Here is an 18,912-nt window from a genome sequence, read left to right as displayed (position 1 = left end):
CTGCGCGGCCCCCCCCCCACCCCCCCCCGCCCGCGTTCTCCGCCGCCGGGGGGGGGGGCCCCCCGGGGGGGGGGGCGGGGCGGCGGCCCCCCCCCCCCCCCCCCCCCCCCCCCCCCCCCCCCCACGCCCGCCGCCTTCAACGACACCGACACGGCATGGATCCAGTTGATGATCCCCATGGACGAACGGGCCTCGCTGCTCATCGACTTGGCGCCCGCCCGCACCGGTCGCCCGGCCCTGGCCGGCTGGGCCGAGGAGGCGGGAAGGAGATTGAAGGACGAACTCGTCGACCTGCGTGAGCTGTTGGAGGTCTCGGGTGTTCCCGACACCCGCCCCCACGAGGGGCACAACATGCCGGGCATGGTCACGCTCGACACAGTGCGCAGGGCGAGGACGGTGACGGGGGAGAGCTTCGACCGCCTCTTCACCGAGAGTCTGCGGGCCCATCTGGTCCAGGTCCGCATGCTGTGCGCGAGTGAACGGACGTCAGGGAGCTCCGAGCGGGCGAAGGGCCTCGCCGCCGTCATCGAAAGGAGCGTGGCCCAGCAGATCACCCGGCTCGACGCCCTCCGGTGACGGCCGCCGGTGTCGGCCGTCACCGTCAGCGAGGGAGCAGTCCCGTCACGCGCCGTCCCGCACGGACGTGAAGAACTCGGTCATCCGCTCCAGCCCCTTCTCGCCGAACATCGTCTCCAGGCTGGCGGCGGACTGGGCGGCGGACGCTTCGCTGCGGAGGAAAAGAGCCTCCTCGTACGCCGCGAGGGCCGCCTCTCGGTCGCCCGGGTGGGCGGCGACGGACTAGGCGAGTTCGGCGCCGTCGAGCATCGCCAGGTTGGCGCCGTCGCCAGCGAAGGGGGACATCAGGTGGGCCGCGTCGCCGAGCTGGGTCACACCGGGGACGCGGTCCCAGCGGTGTCCGACCGGCAGGGCATGGATGCGCCGCGGGACGAGCGCGCCGTCGGCGTAGGCGACGAGGCCGCGCAGGCCCCTCGTCCCAGCCGTCGAAGTGCGCGAGAACCGCAGCCTTCGCAGCGGCGGCGTCGGCGAAGTCGACGGTGTCCAGCCAGCCCTCGTCGGCGCGCGGGGCGGTGTAGACGTGCAGGCTGCCGTCGGTCTCCCGGTGGGCGTGGAAGCCCCGCCCCTCGCCGAGGCAGAGGAAGAACCCGCCGTCGACGAGGGTCGCGCTGCGCGGGTGCCGGGCCTCGGCGTCGAGCAGGTCGGTCTCGACGAACGAGATGCCGGTGTACACGGGCTGGGCGTCGGAGACCAGGGGCCTGATCCGCGACCAGGCGCCGTCCGCCCCGATGAGCAGATCGGTGGTGACGGCGGTGCCGTCGGCGAAGGTCACCTCATGGCGGCTGGTGACGCACGTGAAAGCGTCCAGGACGTTTTGCGTGAAAGGAGGCGTTCGCCCCGCTCATTGACCACCACGCAGTGGTGGTGTTCCTTGCCGATGTCCACTCCGGCCCAGATCTGGGGCACGGTCACCTCCGCCAGCTCGTTGCTACAGATCGATCCCGAAGACGACCTCGCCGACGTTGTCCTACACAGCGATCAAGTCGCGTATCCCAATTGGCGGTCGAGTTGTCGCGGGGCTCGAACCGGTCTTGCGCTGGCGGGCCCTGCCCGCGAGCCGTGGCGGAACGTTCGGCACCGTCCTTCCGAGTCCTGAGCAATACACGGAGGCGGAAGACGCCGTCCGGCAGCTCCAGAACGCCCTTGCGCACATCCTCGCCAACCCCGATTCCAACACCGCTGGTTGCGAGGCCTCGCCGGCGGCGCCTCGTGCGTGAAGCTGGTGGAGGGCGAGAAGGTGACCCTCGACGTCGTCCAGGGCCAGAGGGGCCCGCAGGCGGAGAACATCGTTGACCGCCGACCAGAACCGGTTCCGGTCAGGCTGCGTGTGGTGGCGGCGCCAGCGCGGTCGACGGCGGCCTGACCGCAGCGAAGATGGCGCCCTGGAGCGTCGCCGCCAGGAGAACCTCGCTCCACGTGCGGTCCTCGTCGGTGGCGTCTTTGTCGTGACCGAGGACTTTCCATGCCTGTTTGAAAGCGGCCCCGGCGATTACGCGCTGACAGCGCCCAAGGCGAGCCCGACCGGTTTGTAGGCGATCTTCGAGGCTTTCATCTGCTCAGCCCTTCTTGCGGCGGCCGGCCACCCACAGCACGGTGACGCCCGCGGCGGCGACCAGCAGCACGGTGCGGTGGTCCCGCGCCAGCTGCGCAGACCGGGCCGCCTTCTGCCGCAGAGGTTCGGGCGCCTTCTCCTCCCACATCCGCCCGGCATGAGCTGCCCTGGCGCGGACCTGGCCCGCCGTCTGGGCTGCTTGGTCCTTGACCGAGTCGGGCAGTTTGTCATGGATCTGGGAGGTGGCCTTCGCGGCCCGAGCCTTGAGCGTGTCAGTCTTGGCGATGGCCTGCTCCTTCAGCTCGCCGGTCTTCTGCTGGGCGCGGGTTTTGACGTCGGTCTTGTCTGCGAGGGCCTGGACGGTCTGTCCGAGGTCGTGGCGGGGCCGCTCGACCTGCTCGCGGAGCTGTTCGGGGCTGGGGGCGCTCTGCGGGTCGGCGGGCGCGTGGGTCATCGGTGGGCGCTCCTCTTGATCTCGGCCATGTCGGCCTTGACGTTCTCGATCGTGCTCTGGGGCGTCGGCGGGGCGGCCCTGCCGATCTGCTTCTTCCCGCTGAGAGCCAGGACCGCGGCGATGACGCCGAGAACGGCGGTGACGATCAGGGCCGCGCCCCACACCGGCAGCAGCAGGGCCATCGCTGCGATCACGGTGGCCACCAGCGCCTGGAGCATCGGGAAGCCGACCAGTGAGGCACCGCCGAACAGCCCCCCGCTCTTGCCGTAACGCTTGCCCTTTTCCGTCATCTCCGCCCGCGCCAGCTTCATCTCGCCGCGCACCAGCTCGGTCAGCTGCTGCGAGGCCTGCTGCAACAGCTCACCCACCGGCTCGTGTCCCACGTCGCGGGCCTCTCAGCCCGGCTCGAAGCCGCGTGGTTGTGTACTCGACACGCGATCACCTCCTGTTCTGTTTCGTTCCTGTCGGCCGGACCGTGCTCACTGGGGGTTCCGGCCGTCCGGTGACTGCGCGAGTACCCCAGACCGTGGAGTTCTGGAGAAAAGCGATCTGCCGCGAACAGGGATGCGCTGCGGGTTTGGTGCGTGGTCGCTACAGCCAATGCCGCAGCAGCGGGGAAAATGACGGGTGAGCCAGGCGCTGGAGAGGCCGATCAGGGTGTCGGCCAGCGGCACCGTGGGGTGACGGCGGCGGTGAAGGCCGCGACAGCCGGGGTGTGGCCGGAAGGGAAGGAGGAGGCGGGCCAGTCCTCGGCCTCATCGTGCTCAATCCACTCCTGGGACGGGCGGGGCTGGTCGACCAGGTTCTTGCACCCGCCGTTGGAGACCCACTCCGCGACGGCGAGCGCTCCCGATCCGGAGTTCCGTAACGTCCTGGGCCTACAACCACGCCGTCACGCTGCGCCAGCTCGCCGGGACCATTACCGCCCTGCCGGATCTTCCCGCCACTGCGACGAACGCACTCACGGCTATCCATGCCGCACTCGGACACAGCGAACCGGCCCAGCTCCTTGGCCCCCTCTCCGATACAGGCCCTTCCCTGCGCCCAGCTCATCCCGACCTCGCGGACCGCGTCGCCGACATCGGCCGCCATGCCCCCAGATGCGCGAGAACGAGCACCGTCAGCGTTCCAACGGGCCGTGACAACAGTTGCGGGAATCGACAGGTCGGGCGGCATCGCATGTTCGACTGCGTGATGCCGACTGGTATTCAGGACTGACTGGCGCGGCAGCCGCGCGGTCGCAGGTAGCGGATCACCGAGGCACTCTTGAAGCGTTCGCCATTGACGTCGAACCCGGGCGCGTCAGAGCCGAAGGAACCATCACCGGTGACGTCAGCGACACCGGCGCCACAGCGATGTGGCGCCAAGCGCCGGGTAACAGGGCCTGCGCAACCAGGTCCGAGCCGTGCGCCGCCAGCTGCAGGACCAGCCGTGTTGTGGGTTTTGAGCATGAGCCTACGGATACTCAGACGCCTGCGGGTGCCCACGACGACGCGACGATGTATGCAGGAGGTCCGTGTGTCCGACGACGTCCGTCCCTCGGAGCGACGACCTGCGGACCTGTTCGCCGACTTCGTCGACCGCGACGCCCCTGGCGTGCCGCTGCCGGGCCGGTCGACGGTGCGCCGTTTTGCCGTCCTCACCGCTCTGGGACGGCGGGACCTGTCCCTGGCACGGCTCGCCGAGGGGCACCTGGACGCCGTGACCATCCTGAACGAACTGGACCACCCCCTGCCCGCGGCAGGGGAGCGGTGGGGAGTCTGGGCCGCGCGCCCACCGGGCCCTGGCGTGCATGCGACACGCACGGACCAGGGGTGGAGGGTCAGCGGCGTCAAGCCCTACTGCTCCGGTGCCCGGACCTGCACCCATGCGCTGGTCACCGCAGACGCCGACGATGGATACCGTATGTTCGCCGTCGCGCTCGAGCACCCGGGCGCGGAGCCGGTGGAAGGGACGTGGCCGGCGATCGGTATGGCCGGCAGCGACAGCCTGGACATGTCGTTCGCGGAGGTGCCCGCGAGAGCCGTCGGTGGGGTGGAGGGCTATTTGACGCGGCCCGGTTTCCAGCACGGGGGAATCGGCGTGGCGGCATGCTGGCTCGGCGGCGCCCACGCCGTCGCTGCGCCGCTGTACGAGAGAGCTGCGGCGGGGCGGTTGAACGAGCACGCCGCCGCTCACCTCGGAGCGGTCGACATGCTGTTGCACACGGCCGACACCGTGCTGCACCAAGCCGGCCAGGAAATCGACGCCGACCCCCTCGATAAACGCGAGGAAGCACGGGTGCGCAGTCTGCGCGTGCGGGCCCTGGCCGAAAAGGTGTGCACCGAGGTCGTGGACCACGTCGGGCGTGCCACGGGTGCCGGGCCTTTGTGTCACGACGAACGGCACGCCCGCGCCGTGGCAGATTTGACGGTCTACGTGCGCCAGCACCATGCCGAGGCGAATCTGGCCGAACTCGGCCGCCTGGCGACCACGGGCCCGACAGAGGCAGCACGATGAGCACGCCACGGACTGGCGCTGCCAGGCAGGCCGCCGCCGCAGCGATCGATGCGCAGGGCACCGACGAGGCCGAGTGGCAGCAGGCGCGACTGCCAGACCACCTGCCACACCTGGTCCTGCCGACAGGTCCCGTCGTCGTGGTGGCTGCCCACCCCGACGACGAGGTCTTGGGATTCGGCGGCACCATCGCCGCCCTTCTCCACGCCGGTGCCGCGGTCCACACGGTGTGCTTGAGCGACGGGGAAGCCTCCCACGGTCCCGCGACGACGTCGGCCCGGGCACAGCTGGCCGCACGTCGCCGCGGCGAACTGGCCGCAGCGCTGGGCGAGCTCGGCGATCTGCCTGCCCCCGTGCATGCCGGTCTGCCCGATACGGCCCTCAACGAGCACGAGCACCACGCGCAAGCCGTGATCGGCGACCTTCTGGACACCGTCGGGGCCGCCGTGTGCGTGGCGCCGTGGGACGGCGACCTGCACAGCGACCACGAGGCCGCCGGTCGAGCCGCTCAGCGCGCCGGCCGCGACCGCTCCACGCCCGTGTGGTCCTACCCGGTGTGGATGTGGCACTGGGCCCGACCGAACGACCCCCGCGTGCCGTGGCACCGGGCCTGTGTTCTCCCTCTGTCTGCAGCTGTGATCGACCGCAAGAAGGCAGCCCTGGCACGGTTCACCAGCCAACTGGAACCACGCGGCTCCGGCACCGCGCCGGTGCTGCCCGCGCAGGAGATCGCCCACCACGCCCGCACCTTCGAGACGGTGATCCGGTGAACACCCCCGCAAGCTACTTCGACAGCCAGTACGCCCACGCCGCCGACCCCTGGCACCTCGGAGAGCGGTGGTACGAACACCGCAAGTACACCCTGACCGTCGCGGCTCTGCCCCGCCCCCGCTACCTGCAGGCCTTCGAGCCCGGCTGCTCGATAGGCGTGCTGACCGAACTCCTTGCCGCCCGATGCGATCACCTGCTCTCCACCGACCGCGTCGCATCGGCCGTCGAAGCCACGGCTCGGCGCACCACCGGCTTGGACCACGTCACGGTGCGGCAGACGACGGTGCCCGACCAGTGGCCCGAGGACTCCTTCGACCTGGTCGTGCTGTCGGAACTCCTCTACTACTTCGACACCAGCACCCGCACACGGCTGCTCCACCAGAGCGTGGAGAGTTTGAGGGAGGCCGGCCATCTGGTCACGGTGCACTGGAACCACCCGGTGGCCGAGCACACTTGCACGGGCCGCGACGTCGCCGACCACCTCGACACCCTGACGGGCCTGAGCCGACTGGCCCGCTACGACGATCCCGACTTCACCCTCACCGTCCACGAACACAGTCCAGGTCCGGGCCCGGTGCTCTCTCCGGCCCGCGCGGAGGGTCTCGCGTGACGCCCTCAGCTGTGGCCGTCGTCGTCCCCGCGCACAACGAAGAACACCGCATCGCTGCCTGTCTGCGGAGTCTGCACGCGGCCGCCGCGCAAGCGGCGTCGACGCCCGTCGTGATCGTGGTGGCAGCGGACGCCTGCACGGACGCCACAGCGACTCTGGCCACCCGCGGGGGAGCCCGCGTCGTGAAGACCCGCTGCCGCAGTGTGGGAGCTGCGCGGGCTGCCGGCATCGAGCACGCGCTGGAGCTGCTGGCAGACGCCGGCCCGGAGGTGTGGCTTGCCATGACGGATGCCGATACCACCGTGCCCGCAGCATGGCTCACCCCTCAGGCCACCTGGGCGCGGCGAGGCTACGACGCAGTCCTGGGCACCATCCGCCTCGCACCGACCGCGGCCAACACCCTCCTCGTGGCCCGGCACGACGCCGGCTACTTCCGCACCCGTCGGCTCAGCGGTGCACAGGGGCAGTGGGAGCACCCGCACGTTCACGGTGCGAACCTCGGCGTGTCCGCTGCGGCCTACCTGCGAGTGGGCGGCTTCGCCCCCCTGCCCACCGGCGAAGACCGTGACCTCGCAGTCCGGCTGTCCGCGGCGGGCCATCGCATCGCCCGCACCGACCAGCACCCCGTGCAGACCGCCGCCCGCCTGCGCGGGCGGGCCCCGGGTGGCCTCGCGGACCTCCTCGCCTGCCGCATGGCGTGCGCCCGTCACAGCGGTCCCACACCACCGGACCTCGTGCGACTGGCTTGACGCCGGGCATTGGGAGACGCGCAGTTCGTGAGGCTGAGCGCGGCCACTGTGGTTGTGTCCCCCCATCACGGGTACCAGGAGGGGGCAAACCATACGAGATCAGGAGAGATAGCTATGGCTTCCCAAGCCACCCCCCGCTACACCGTCCCGGGCCTCACGGTGCAGGACGCCGGCTTGCTCATCGAGGTGCTTCAGCAGCGTCTGCATGCCCTCAATGATCTCCACCTGACGCTCAAGCATGTGCACTGGAATGTGGTGGGCCCGCACTTCATCGCCGTGCACGAAATGCTCGACCCGCAGGTCGACCGTGTCCGCGACATGTCTGATGACGTCGCCGAGCGTCTGGCTGCCCTGGGGGGCGTCGCCCACGGCACTCCGGGCGCGCTGGTTGAAGAGCGCTCCTGGAAGGACTACAGCGTGGGCCGTGCCGACGCCATCGCCCATCTTGGCGCGCTCGACCTCGTGTACACCGGAGTGATCGAGGCTCTGCGCGCCGCGATCAAGACAGTGGGGGACATCGACCCGGCCACCGAAGACCTCCTGATCGAGCAACTGCGTGACCTGGAGCAGTTCCAGTGGTTCGTACGGGCGCACTTGGAGACCGCGGGCGGGGCCCTCGCCACGGTCGGCGCCACCACCGAGAAGCAAGCCGCCAAGCAGGCCATTGACCGGTGACATCGACAGCAGGGGCGGTGTGGATGGGTGCGACCGGATCAGCTCGTCACAGCCCTCACGCGAGCGCCTCCCCACGCGCGATCGCGCTCCGCGGACACGCCTACGGTGCAGGCCGGGTTCCAGGAGCGTCAGGACGCCATGAGCGATGTGGCGCGCGACAACTGAGCCACGCCACGCGGACTTCGGGACGAGGGAAAGGCGACCGATCATGTCCGACAAGCCACTCAACGGTCACCGGGTGTTGGTACTCGTCACCAACTACGGAGTCGAGCAGGACGAGTTGCTGGTACCGGTCCGCCGACTACAGGAGGACGGCGCGGACGTCACCATCGCAGCCGTGACCCCCGACCCCATCCAGACGCTGGTGGGCGACCGGGACCCCGGCGAGACGGTGGAGCCCACCACCACGCTCGAGACACTCGATCCCGGCGCACACCAGCTGCTGCTGATCCCTGGCGGTACCATCAACGCCGACCAACTCCGCCTGCAGCCCAAGGTTCTCGAGACGATCAGGGCGTTTGCTGCGTCGGGTCGCCCGATCGCTGCGATCTGCCACGGACCCTGGGCCCTGGTGGAAGCCGACGTCTTGAACGGCAAGACCCTGACCTCCTATCCCTCAGTGCGTACCGATGCCCGCAACGCAGGTGCCAAGGCCTGGGTTGACGAAGCTGTCGTGAGCGACAGCGCGAACGGCTACACCCTGGTCACGTCCCGGACGCCGAAGGATCTCGATGATTTCCTTGGCGCCGTCAACAAAGCCTTGGTCGGCTCCTGAGCGTAGGGGCATTGAAGTGCGGTCGATAGGGTGGTCTGTGTCAATGTGGGGTACACGGCACAGATGATCGACGAAGCGCAGACCATGTTGGCCGTTTCCTCCGCCGGTGCCCTTTGGCTAACGGCGGCGGGTGTCGCTGTGGTCGCCGTCCTCATCGCGGCGTTTGTGGTCGGCGGTCGGCGTGCTGCCCAGCGCAAGGTATCCACCCCCGGGCCCGGGGGCCGAACAGGCCCGCCGAGTCTTGGCTGATCCCGCACAGCGCGGCGAAGGATGGAGCACTCCCGACGACGACCCCGAGCAGGGGCGCCCCCGCCGCTGACCATCTCGGCCTATCACAACAGTGCGGCGATGTGGACGCGGTGTTGCGGGAAAGCAGTCCGGTACCGCCGCTCGCGAGGGCTGCGGAACTTAGCCTGGCGCGGAGATCGCCAAAGCTGTGGCCCCGGATTCGAGGTGACACTCGAGTCCGGCGCGAAACGGGAGAGGGTACGCGATGTCCTGTTCAACAAGGTCCGCAATCGACAGACACGACGCTCAGCGCCGCCCGTCCACCGTGTCCGCCAAGGACGGAGTGCGGATCGGCTGCCGCGGGTGGGTATCTCTGTCCAATTCCGGCCGTGCTACCAGAGCAGCGTGACTGAAGCCGATGCACGGGATGAGCCGACGGCGCCGCTGTTCTTCCTTCGGCCGTAAGGCAACTCCAAGCGGATGGAGGACCAGTTCGCCGCGCCTGTCTACTGTGCCTCCGACGTGGGCTGGCGCCGCTGACCCATCCGCCGTCAGGTAGAGCCTGACGGCCACCGCCTTGTAGAACCGGCGGCGTTCGCCAACCTTCGAGGGCGGGGCACGCCGCCGGTGCGCTGTGGGCGGGTGTGGTCCGTCGGTGGTGAGCATGCTGTCGCGCAGTTTGGTGAAAGTGAGGTTGAGCAGGCGGGAGATCCTGGCCGCGTTCGCCGAGATGCGGCAGCCGATGCGGGCCCGCGACCTGTGCCAAGCCCTGGACCTGGACCTGGACATCATCCCGAAGAACATCGAGAGCACGCGGCACAAGCTCAAGCGACTCGTCGACCCGCGGCATCCTGTCCGAGGCCGAGCCCGGCCGGTTCAGTCCGCCCCGGGCGTGACGGCGACAAAGTCGGAGGGCAGATGACGCAGGGCCATCGACACGGCCTCCTCCGCTGTCGTGGCCTCGGCGAGGACCTCTCCCATGTAGTGGGTGCTGAGGGTGTAGGGCTTCTGCCGATACGCATCCAGGCACAGCGGGACGATAGTGAGGCGCGGGCGAGTGCTGGTGGAGAATCGCAGCGTCCAGTGGCTGGTGAACGGGTAGAGCCCCCGCAGCGTCGGTTCGGAGTATGCGGCCTCGATGAGTGCCCGGTATTCCGGCCAGTCCATCTCGTCGGCCTCTGTGCGCAGATGCTGCCACTCGGACTCGGCCAGTCGCTCCGGATCGTTGTCGGGTACCTCGAAGCGCCCGGTGAGGTGCACGAACGGCGCGGCGCAGCGGATCTCGGCCAGCTCTACCCCGTCGCACCAGGCCTGCGCGGCACGAGCAACCTGAGCGAGGTCCTGCGTGTTGCCTTCTACGAGCGCCATGTCCTGGAACGGCTCGCAGCCGCGGATCGACCAACGGCGCTCGACCGCCCAGGCACTGATAGCCAGGACCGTCCGATGCGGAACCATGCTCACGACCGAGGCATGAAGCAGCGGACTGGATTCGGAGGCCTCGAACGAAACGGCGAGGCCGTCCTTGTCCGCTGCGGCCTGGAGTGCCGCAGCGAGGCTGCCTTCAGTTGCGATGTCGGGATATAGGACGGCTGGATCACGGGAGGCGGCCATGAAGGAAGATTGTGCCGCAGTCTCGACCCGTGACGCAGCTCGGTTCCGAGTGCCGCTGTGGCACCAGTACACACCGCGGCAACCCCTCACTCTCGGCGAGGACAGCCCGCTTGTTGCCAACGGCCGTCCGTAGCCTGCCATCCTCGCTCTCGACCAGGCTGCCCTACCCAATCCCAGCCTCGAAACGGACAATCACTCGCGAACAGCCCTCTGAGGGTTACCCGTCTTGAGCGGGGTAGTGCATCGCCCGACCGCTCGGACTCCACCGCACCCTGCTCCCAACATCGGCAACGGCCTCACCAAGCCCTTCACCCACGGGTACGGGCTGGGCGATGTGGGCCCCACGCGGGCCCCCACCGTCTCCGATGATGCGACAGCCCTTCCGGCGTCGTGCCTGTGAGCGCACGGTGGCATGGTCTCCACGCTCGCGGACATGCGACGCTGGTCCCGCGCCCTGGCGACCGGTGAGCTGCTCAAGCCAGAGGTCTGGGCGGAGGCGACCAAGGACCCGATCCCGTTCGTCTTCGCGGGGAACTACAACGGGCCCGGCAAGTGGCGGTGCGGACTGGGATTCGTTGAGTCCGGCGGGTTCATCGGCGGGGAAGGCAGTTTCGCCGGCTGCGAATCCACCGTCATGTACTCGCCCTCGCGTCAGACGGCGATCCAGGGGGTGTCCACTAAAAGCCCCAACCCCATCACACCGCCCCCGATGTTCCAGGCCTCGCCATGGCAGTCTTCGGCACCGACATCGGCTTCGGTCTCACACCCGAACAAGCGCTGGCACCCTCGTTCACAGGAGCGGCGGAGTAACACCCAGCCGAAGGAATAGGCCCGGCCGGGGCGCGACCGTCGGCGTCACGTTGAATTGCGGGCTGCCGCCGCGCTGTCCACGGCGACCTGCAAGGACACACGCCGTCTCCATGCCGTTGTGGCCACGTCGCGCCCGCCTGGGGGTTGCTTCGTGCCACGTTGAAGCGGACGCCTACCCGATCTGACGGCGCTGCCCAGCGGGAGCGTGCCCGCCTGCGGTTTGGCACGTGGCTACGACCGAAGCCCTGTCCATTCGCCGGCCGGTGAGCCTCGTGGCACGGGACAAGGGTGAGCAGGACGGCCAGCGCAACCTGGGGGCGCATCAGCTCCAAGGGCGCCTGCCGCCTGGAGCTGGACCACTATCTGGAGGCGCTGGTCCGCAAGGCCGGCGCGCTGTCCGGGCCACCGCCCTGGACCAGGCCCCCTCGGCGGGCAAGTTCACCCCGGTCCACGACGCCTGGTGGCAGGCGGCTTGCAAGGCGGATGGCGACGCGGAGGGCACCCGGGCGCTGATCGATGTCTTGCTGCTGCACCGTCACATGCCCCACGACCACGTGGTCTCCGGGATCGCGACCGCCCTGCGGGCTGGTGCCATGACCGCGGACGCGGTCGCGCTGGAGGCCCCGCAAGGCCGCCGAGGCCGACAGCGCCGATTCTGTTGCGTCCGTTTGATCCTTCTTCCCCGTGCCGAAGCCGTGACTGGCTTGGAGACGGTCTCGGTGCCCTTGACGGACTGCGCCCCCTGCCGGCGATCACCCGCCAACCATCGTTGACGTGTCTCCCTGCGCCAACCCTTGGGCCATCACGCTGTTTCCGCTGTTGCCGGCACTGCCCGACCGGGCGGGTAGTGAGCTGGGCACGGGGAACAAGGGCGCCATCGCCAGGGCCGGCAATGCCGCCCCGGTGGTCGTGACACCGTCGGCGGGCCGCATACTCGTTGCTCGCCTGTCCGTGACGTGAACTGGGACGGGTGCACCGAGGGCACGAACTGGAAGGACTGATGGGGGACATGAAGGTCGCGAACGAACCGGTCATACCGGCAGAGGTGGAAAGTCCCGCTCTACGGGCCCAGCCGACCGGACGCTTTGCGCTATGGCTGCTGCATCACCGGGTGCAACCGATCGGACCAGCGGCAGGCGAGGGACACACCGAGCAGCACGCCTGGTGGAAGGTGATGTGCCTGACCGGGGTCGACTACTTCTCCAGCCTGGCCTACGTCCCGGCGATCGCCGCCCTCGCGGCAGGAGCGGTCTCGCCCTTGGCGACGCTGTTGATCGTGGCGCTGACCCTGGTGGGGATGCTGCCGATGTATCGACGGGTGACTCGTGAGAGCCCCCACGGAGCAGGGTCGGTGGCGATGCTGGAGGACCTGCTGCCGTTCTGGCGGGGCAAGCTGTTCGTCCTGGTCCTGCTCGGTTTTGTCGCCACTTCGTGGATCATCACGATCACGCTGTCCACAGCGGACGCCTCCGTGCACGTGGTGGAGAACCCCTACTTCCCCCATGCGCTGCACGGTCACGAGGTTGCTCTCACTGTGGCGCTGCTGATGGTGCTCGGCGGAGTGTTCCTGCTCGGGTTCAGCGAAGCGGTCAAGGTGGCCATCCCCTTGGTCGTGGTCTTCCTGGCGCTCAATGCGGCTGTCATCGGCGTCGGTCTGGTGGACGTCTTCACCACGCCTGGCGCCCTTTCGGCGTGGACCCACGCCCTCGGCCACGGCGGAGGCGGTCTCGGAGGTTTGGCAGGGCCCGCGCTCCTGGCGTTTCCCTTGCTGGTGCTGGGCCTTTCCGGCTTTGAGACGGGCGTGAGCATGATGCCCCTCATATCCGCCGAAGGCGGCGATGCCGAGCAGCAGAAGCAGTCGCGGATCCGTAACACCCGGCGGCTGTTGACCACCGCCGCACTCGTCATGAGCGTCTATCTGCTGGCCGCGAGTTTCGTGACCACTGTCCTCATTCCGCACAAGGAGTTCGAGCCCGGCGGCCAGGCGAACGGCCGGGCGCTGGCCTGGCTGGCGCACGAGAAGGCCGGCGAGGTGTTCGGCACCGCCTACGACATCAGCACCATACTGATCCTGTGGTTCGCGGGCGCGTCCGCGATGGCGGGGCTGATCAACATCGTGCCCAGATATCTGCCCGACTACGGCATGGCCCCGGAATGGGGACGCGCGGTGCGCCCCGTCGTGATCGTCTACACCGCTCTCTGCATCGTCATCACCATCGCGTTCGGCGCCGATGTCAATGCCCAGGCCGGTGCGTACGCCACCGGCATCCTGGCCATGATGGTCTCCGGAGCGTTCGCCGTCACGGTTTCGGTCGTCCGCAGCCGTCGGCGCGTGGCCGGTACGGGATTCGCGCTCCTCACCGCCGTCCTGTTCTACGCGCTGATGGCCAACATCGTCGACAAGCCCGACGGCATCGCCATCTCGGGCATGTTCATCGCCGGGATCATCGCCGTGTCGCTGATCTCCCGGGTCTCACGCACCACTGAACTGCGCGCCGACCGGATCGTGTTCGACGACGAAGCCCGTCGGTTCATCACCGACACCCTCGCGCACGACAACGCCATCAACATTATCGCCAACCGACGAGAGGCCGGCGACAGCGCCGAGTACGCCCATAAGGAGCGGGAGCAGCGCGGCACCAACCCCGTGCCCGGCCCTGCCGACGTGCTGTTCCTGGAAATCGACGTGGTCGATCCGTCCGACTTCAGTGAAACCCTCAGCGTCCAGGGTGTCGAGGTGGACGGGTACCGAATCCTCCGGGCCGAGGCCCCGGCCGCTCCGAACGCCATTGCAGCGATCCTGCTCGCTCTGCGCAACGCCACCGGGGTTCAGCCGCACTGCTACTTCGCGTGGGCCGAAGGAAGTCCCTTGCGGCACATGTTCCGATACTTCCTGCTGGGCCGCGGCGACACCGCTCCCGTCACCCGGGAAATCATCCGCAGCAACGAACCCGACCCTGAACGCCGCCCCGGCATCCACGTCGGCGGCTGAGCAGTCGACCGTATGTCCTGATGCCGCCCGGCACCAGCACGGAGGCGGCTTGGACCCCCACCACCTTCACCAACGCGGCCACCGTGTGCCCGGTGGCCAACGGTACGGGTACCTGCAAGACGCTGACGGACGCTCCGTCGTGCTCGACCCGAAGACCGGCAGGGCCCCCTCGGGCAAGCTGCGCGCAAGGAGCGGTAGCGACTGTCCTCACGGCAAGGAGCCCAGGCCCGCGAGAGCGTGGCGGGGCCGGGCTTCGGTAAGGGCCCGCGGCAGAGCGGGCCGGGCCCTCAGCTGTCGCGCATGACGGAGGGACTGTTTGTGCGTGGCGCTGTCCATTGACGGTATCGCTCATGGAAGCGACGCTCACCGTGCCCGGCGCGCGGCTCGGCTCCAGCGCGGGGGCCGGGCCGACGGCGTCCTCGCCATCGCCCCGAGCAGGTCACGGACTGGCTCGGCCCGCTTCCAGTCGAGACCCTCCCCGGCATCGGCCCCGCCAGGCCCAGGCCCTGCGCGGCTACGGCGTCCACGGCATTGGCCTGCTCGCCACGATCCCGTCGCAACCGTCCAGCGCTTCTCGGGCGGCCGGGTCGGACGGCAGGTGGCCGACCGGGCCCGAGGTACCGGCCCCCGCCCTGTCGACCCCGCGCACCCTGCCGGACACGGTGAGCGCGAGCCGTAAGCCTTCGCACACGACGACACCCTGCGCACGATGGCGTACCGGCTGATCGACGCGGCAGGACTTCAACGCGGCCGGGTCACCGCCGGGCGGGGCTACCCGCCGTTGGTCGTCGTGCCGTTCAGGGCGGCGCTCAGGTCCACCGGTGTGGAGGTCGGGTTGGGCGGCGGGTTGAGGACGACCTGGGGCTGCCCGGGTGCCGGCGGCGGTGGTGTCATGTCGGACTTGGGAAGTTTGGGTGGGGTGGTCTGGTTGAAGACGGTGGTGTCGAAGTCGACGAGGCCGGTCTTCTCCATCACGGTGATGTGGTCGAGGACCGTGTTGTTCGCCTGATCGGCCAAGGCGCGGATCAGGGTATTCTTGGTGGTCGAGCGGATCTTGGCGATCGCGTTGAAGATCGAACCGTGGGTCATCCGCAGGATGTTGGCGAAGTCGGTGTCGAACTGCCGCCCTGACTCCGACTTCAGCTGGGTGACAAAACCTTCCTGCTGAGGGCTCGCCACGTTGGGCAGCGTGATGTTCAGCATCGGCGCGATCTTGCGGCAACTGGTGTCCAGGGCGGCATGCCCGTCCACGAGGTGCTGGCTCGCGGTCTTGACGGCTGGGCTCTGTCCCTTCTGCAGGCCGATCAGGCCGAGCGGGTGCTCCCACAGGCCGGCCGCGCGCACCTTGACCACGAAGTCCCGCTCGGCTTCTGTCAGCGGTCCCCACTGCGTATTGGCGATGATCCGGTCGTTCGAGGTCGTCACCGTGTCCAGGCCGAGCATCGCCGGGTAGGCGAGGGCGGCGAGTGTCAGCGTTAGAGCGCCGCCCACAAAGAGTGTTCCCATCACATTGCTCGAACGCTGCACCGTTCCTCCTGCCCGTCGGCTTCTTCGCCGATCTGTCGCCGCCTGGTCGGAGCGGACGAACAGGAGTACGCACGGCGAGCCACTCGCACTCAGCGGACCGGCCGAAGAGTTCATAGGCGGCGCACAGGGCGAGCCTGGCTAGTCCGGCAGCGGTGCGGCACAGGCATCGAGCCTGCTGGCGAACTGGTGTCAACGGCCATGTAGTTCTCCCCAGAGGCGGCCAGTAGTCCTCCCCACTGACGGCGGTTTGTCGAGGGACGGGCCGCGCCGCAGGGGGCGGTGGCCCTCTGCACGTGCTGGTAGTGGTCCAGGTGGCTCTTGCCCAGGAGTTCCTGGTAGGGCCTTTCCTTGGCACTTTGGCCAGCCCAAGGCATCAGGGGTCATTCAGTTGCGGCCCCGGATGGACGTGATCCGGGGCCGCAGAAGAGGTAGCCATGGTTGGGGACTACGGTCGGGTCTGCGGCGGGGTGACATCGTCGACGGGTCCGAGCGGGTACGCCGCCGTCAGTCTTTCGCGCGCCGCCGGATGCAGGTTGGCACGTCCAATGTCACCTGCGTGGTGGGCGAGCAGTCTCGGGTCCATGACGCGTCGCCACAGGGGAGGAAACCACGCTAGGACGATCATGGTGGCGTATCCGGAGGGCAGTTGAGGCGCCTCCTCGTAGTGGCGCAGAGTCTGGTAGCGGCGCAACGGATTGGCGTGGTGGTCCGAGTGACGCTGGAGCTGGAACAGGAGCAGGTTGCTGATCGTGTTGTTGCTGTTCCAACTGTGCCGCGGGGTCACCCGCTCGTAGCGTCCGTCCGGGCGGCGCCGACGCAAAAGGCCGTAGTGCTCGAGGTAGTTGACCGTCTCAAGGAGGCAGAAGCCCAAGACGGCCTGGAGGGCCAAGTAGGGCAGCACCGTCCAGCCGAACGTTGCGGTGAGCACACCGAAGAGGGCTGCCGAGATCGACCAGGCGGTCAGGATGTCGTTGTGCCGGCTCCAGAGCGCACGCCCGCGCCGGTTCAGCCTGCGCCGCTCCAGGAGCCATGCCGAGCGGAGGCTGCCCAGTACCGTGCGCGGCAGGAAATGCCAGAAGTTCTCTCCCATGCGTGAGCTGGCCGGGTCTTCGGGAGTGGCCACCCGTATGTGGTGTCCGTGGTTGTGCTCGACGTAGAAGTGGCCGTACCAACTCTGGGCTAGTGCCATGCGGCTCAGCCGGCGTTCCAGCTGCTCACGCTTGTGCCCGAGTTCGTGTGCGGTATTGATGGCCACCCCGGCCACGACCCCGGTGGTCGCGGCCAGCCCCAGGCTTCCAAAGTGGGACAGTCCGCCGCGGGACCATACGCTGCACGCCCATACAAGGGCGCCGAACTGCACGGGCAGGTAGAGGTAGGTGCACCAACGGTAGTAGCGGTCAGCTTCCAGCCGCTTCATCACCGCCTCGGGCGGATTGCCGCTGTCCGTGCCGGTGATGTGGTCGAAGGCGGGGATGAGTACGAAGGCGAAGAAGGGGCCCCACCACCAGAAGAGGCCGAGCCCGGTCGCTTGGGCCAGGAACCCTGCCTGAAAGGGGAGGGTGGGCACGGCCAGTGCCAGAAGCCAGAGATAGCGCTTCGGATCTCGCCAACGGAGCGCGTCGTCGTCCGGGAGTTGTTCTGCCACGAGGACTCCTTCATCGGTGCGCGCTTCCGCCGGTCCCGCCCGGGATGCCGGCGGAAGCGCTGCGCATGAGAGTGCCACCGCCATCCTCCGACGACAAAGGCTGCCCAGTGTAAATATTCTGACGATGCGTCATTTAAGAAACGGTGCTCGGGGAGCCTGTCCTTGGCTTCCGGATTCTCTCCGGAGGGCCTCTTCTCCTCGATGCGCGCCACCTGCAACGCCCGCTACCCCGGTCTGTACCCGAGAGTCGTGGAGCTCACCGACTTCGACACTCCGAGGGGTGGCCTTGCTGACGAAGTCGGCTTGGTCGCGCTGGGCGTTCTCCGCCCGCCTCACGTCGTCGAAGAGCAGCTCGTCGAAGTGGTCGGTGTCAGACGCCGGTGGGCGAGTCCGGGTCTGCGCCAGGACCTTGTGGGACCGACCCGTCATCCATCAGCGGCAATCAGACGATTAATCATAATTCCGGCCATGACGGGCATATATTCCGACTCCAGAGGGGTACGCGGAAATCATGTTGATCCATGCTCGGGTGGGGAAAACCATTGCTCGCGGTGGGTGGCATACCTATGCACTCACCGCTGGGGCAGTCACCGCCACGGCGGCGGCGGGAGCTAGGGCGGTGGATGCCGACAGCGCTTGGTATCGGGCGCTGGACAAGCCGTCGTGGCAGCCGCCGTCGTGGGCGTTCGGCGCCGTGTGGACGCCGCTGTACGCATCGATTGCCTGGGCCGGCGGCCGCGCTTTGAACCGCGCCGGGGGCCGCGTCCGGCTCCGGCTCGCCGCGAGCCTGGCCGCGAACCTCACACTGAACGCGGGGTGGAACTGGCTGTTCTTCGGCCGCCGCAGTCCAAAGGCAGGCCTGCTTGGTACTGCCTTGCTGAATATGAGCAACGCTGAGCTGTTGTACCGCACCGCACGTGCGGACCCCACGGCAGCGCGCGCCCTCCTGCCCTACGCCACATGGTGTGTCTTCGCCACCGCTTTGAACAGCTCCATTCTCCGCCTCAACCCCTCCTGAAGAACTCATGAGCTCGGCGACGTGGAGGCGGTCATAGAGGGATATAACGCCAGAGATCAATCTCCCAATTTTTGGTGCGCCAGGTCGCGGTAGGCGCATAGGGCGTTTTCCTGTTCCTCCTCATGCGTTGCTGTGGCGTGGAATCGCCGTCGCCTGCTCCCCGTGGCGTGGACGAACACCGGGGTCGCTTGCCTGCCCAGTCGCTGGCCGGGCTGAAAGATGGTCTGCCGGACCACCTTCACGATCGTGGCCCTCACCAGCACCACCAAGGAGGGTCCCACCGATCTGGTGAACGTCTACGACCACCTCACCCCCGCCGCCGGTGCGAACGTATGAATGGCGTCAGCCGCGTCCCGCCCGACTGCGGCGAGCAGCGCGTGGAAGCGAAAGGCAGTCGTTCTCTTCGACGCTTGTCCTCACAGC

Annotated in this window: 16 protein-coding genes and 4 pseudogenes; 11 read left to right on the top strand and 9 right to left on the bottom strand. The window is 68.5% G+C overall.

Annotation, left to right across the window (positions count from 1 at the left end; genetic code table 11):
• On the top strand, window positions 1–576 hold the full coding sequence (locus ACF07B_RS08550; protein WP_392178290.1) for a DUF305 domain-containing protein: 576 nt from the start codon (window positions 1–3) through the stop codon (window positions 574–576).
• Window positions 577–621: 45 nt separating this feature from the next.
• Here ACF07B_RS08550 and ACF07B_RS08545 read toward each other — a convergent pair.
• From ACF07B_RS08545 to ACF07B_RS08525, 5 genes and pseudogenes are all read right to left on the bottom strand, one after another.
• Window positions 622–1,357 (bottom strand): annotated as a pseudogene (locus ACF07B_RS08545) (FAD-dependent oxidoreductase); the annotation flags it as partial.
• 518 nt (window positions 1,358–1,875) lie between these two features.
• Window positions 1,876–2,128, bottom strand: a pseudogene (locus ACF07B_RS08540) (DUF4235 domain-containing protein); the annotation flags it as partial.
• 4 nt (window positions 2,129–2,132) lie between these two features.
• On the bottom strand, window positions 2,133–2,582 hold the full coding sequence (locus ACF07B_RS08535; RefSeq protein WP_392178289.1) for a DUF3618 domain-containing protein: 450 nt from the start codon (window positions 2,580–2,582) through the stop codon (window positions 2,133–2,135).
• Entirely contained in the window at window positions 2,579–2,950 is a 372-nt protein-coding gene (locus tag ACF07B_RS08530; RefSeq protein ID WP_392178740.1) for a phage holin family protein, read from the bottom strand. Before ACF07B_RS08530 ends, ACF07B_RS08535 begins: the two co-directional genes overlap by 4 nt.
• A 284-nt stretch (window positions 2,951–3,234) precedes the next feature.
• Window positions 3,235–3,417, bottom strand: a pseudogene (locus ACF07B_RS08525) (phosphatase PAP2 family protein); the annotation flags it as partial.
• Window positions 3,418–4,085: 668 nt separating this feature from the next.
• Between ACF07B_RS08525 and ACF07B_RS08520 the strand changes: the two are divergent.
• From ACF07B_RS08520 to ACF07B_RS08490, 7 genes are all read left to right on the top strand, one after another.
• Window positions 4,086–5,081, top strand: a complete 996-nt coding sequence (locus tag ACF07B_RS08520) for an acyl-CoA dehydrogenase (protein ID WP_392178739.1) — start codon at window positions 4,086–4,088, stop codon at window positions 5,079–5,081.
• Window positions 5,078–5,848 (top strand): PIG-L deacetylase family protein, encoded by a 771-nt coding sequence (locus ACF07B_RS08515; RefSeq protein WP_392178288.1) that lies wholly within the window; start codon window positions 5,078–5,080, stop codon window positions 5,846–5,848. The genes ACF07B_RS08520 and ACF07B_RS08515 overlap by 4 nt, the downstream gene beginning before the upstream one ends.
• The gene (locus tag ACF07B_RS08510) at window positions 5,845–6,459 is read left to right on the top strand and encodes an SAM-dependent methyltransferase (protein ID WP_392178287.1); all 615 of its coding nucleotides are present in this window, start codon (window positions 5,845–5,847) and stop codon (window positions 6,457–6,459) included. The genes ACF07B_RS08515 and ACF07B_RS08510 overlap by 4 nt, the downstream gene beginning before the upstream one ends.
• A complete protein-coding gene (locus tag ACF07B_RS08505; protein ID WP_392178286.1) occupies window positions 6,456–7,208 on the top strand; it encodes a glycosyltransferase in 753 nt (250 codons plus the stop codon). Before ACF07B_RS08510 ends, ACF07B_RS08505 begins: the two co-directional genes overlap by 4 nt.
• Window positions 7,209–7,322: 114 nt before the next feature.
• Window positions 7,323–7,883: a DNA starvation/stationary phase protection protein Dps gene (gene dps / locus ACF07B_RS08500; protein ID WP_392178285.1), complete on the top strand. Its 561-nt coding sequence runs from the start codon at window positions 7,323–7,325 to the stop codon at window positions 7,881–7,883.
• 208 nt (window positions 7,884–8,091) lie between these two features.
• Window positions 8,092–8,658, top strand: a complete 567-nt coding sequence (locus tag ACF07B_RS08495; protein WP_392178284.1) for a DJ-1/PfpI/YhbO family deglycase/protease — start codon at window positions 8,092–8,094, stop codon at window positions 8,656–8,658.
• Window positions 8,659–9,574: 916 nt separating this feature from the next.
• Entirely contained in the window at window positions 9,575–9,808 is a 234-nt protein-coding gene (locus tag ACF07B_RS08490; RefSeq protein ID WP_392178283.1) for a hypothetical protein, read from the top strand.
• Here the strand turns inward: ACF07B_RS08490 and ACF07B_RS08485 are convergent.
• Window positions 9,763–10,497 carry a DUF6193 family natural product biosynthesis protein gene (locus ACF07B_RS08485; RefSeq protein WP_392178282.1) on the bottom strand — a complete coding sequence of 245 codons (735 nt, stop codon included), beginning with the start codon at window positions 10,495–10,497 and terminating at the stop codon, window positions 9,763–9,765. The genes ACF07B_RS08490 and ACF07B_RS08485 overlap by 46 nt on opposite strands.
• Window positions 10,498–10,909: 412 nt before the next feature.
• On the opposite strand from ACF07B_RS08485, the gene ACF07B_RS08480 reads away from it, so the two are divergent.
• Window positions 10,910–11,326: a hypothetical protein gene (locus ACF07B_RS08480; protein WP_392178281.1), complete on the top strand. Its 417-nt coding sequence runs from the start codon at window positions 10,910–10,912 to the stop codon at window positions 11,324–11,326.
• A gap of 990 nt (window positions 11,327–12,316) precedes the next feature.
• Window positions 12,317–14,299, top strand: a complete 1,983-nt coding sequence (locus ACF07B_RS08475; RefSeq protein ID WP_392178280.1) for an amino acid transporter — start codon at window positions 12,317–12,319, stop codon at window positions 14,297–14,299.
• A gap of 771 nt (window positions 14,300–15,070) precedes the next feature.
• Here the strand turns inward: ACF07B_RS08475 and ACF07B_RS08470 are convergent.
• The 3 genes and pseudogenes from ACF07B_RS08470 to ACF07B_RS08460 all read right to left on the bottom strand — a co-directional run.
• A complete protein-coding gene (locus tag ACF07B_RS08470; RefSeq protein WP_392178279.1) occupies window positions 15,071–15,805 on the bottom strand; it encodes a DUF4142 domain-containing protein in 735 nt (244 codons plus the stop codon).
• A 466-nt stretch (window positions 15,806–16,271) separates the two neighbouring features.
• Entirely contained in the window at window positions 16,272–17,471 is a 1,200-nt protein-coding gene (locus tag ACF07B_RS08465; RefSeq protein WP_392178278.1) for an alkane 1-monooxygenase, read from the bottom strand.
• Between the two features lie 234 nt (window positions 17,472–17,705).
• Window positions 17,706–17,866 (bottom strand): annotated as a pseudogene (locus ACF07B_RS08460) (arginine deiminase); the annotation flags it as partial.
• A gap of 116 nt (window positions 17,867–17,982) precedes the next feature.
• Here ACF07B_RS08460 and ACF07B_RS08455 point away from each other — a divergent pair.
• A complete protein-coding gene (locus ACF07B_RS08455; RefSeq protein WP_392178277.1) occupies window positions 17,983–18,489 on the top strand; it encodes a TspO/MBR family protein in 507 nt (168 codons plus the stop codon).
• The last annotated feature ends 423 nt before the right edge of the window (window positions 18,490–18,912 follow it).

Source organism: Streptomyces sp. NPDC015532, from assembly GCF_043078065.1.
Taxonomy (GTDB): Bacteria; Actinomycetota; Actinomycetes; order Streptomycetales; family Streptomycetaceae; genus Streptomyces.
Note: the sequence above shows the minus strand (reverse complement) of the source record. Positions and strands in the feature narration are given on the sequence as shown.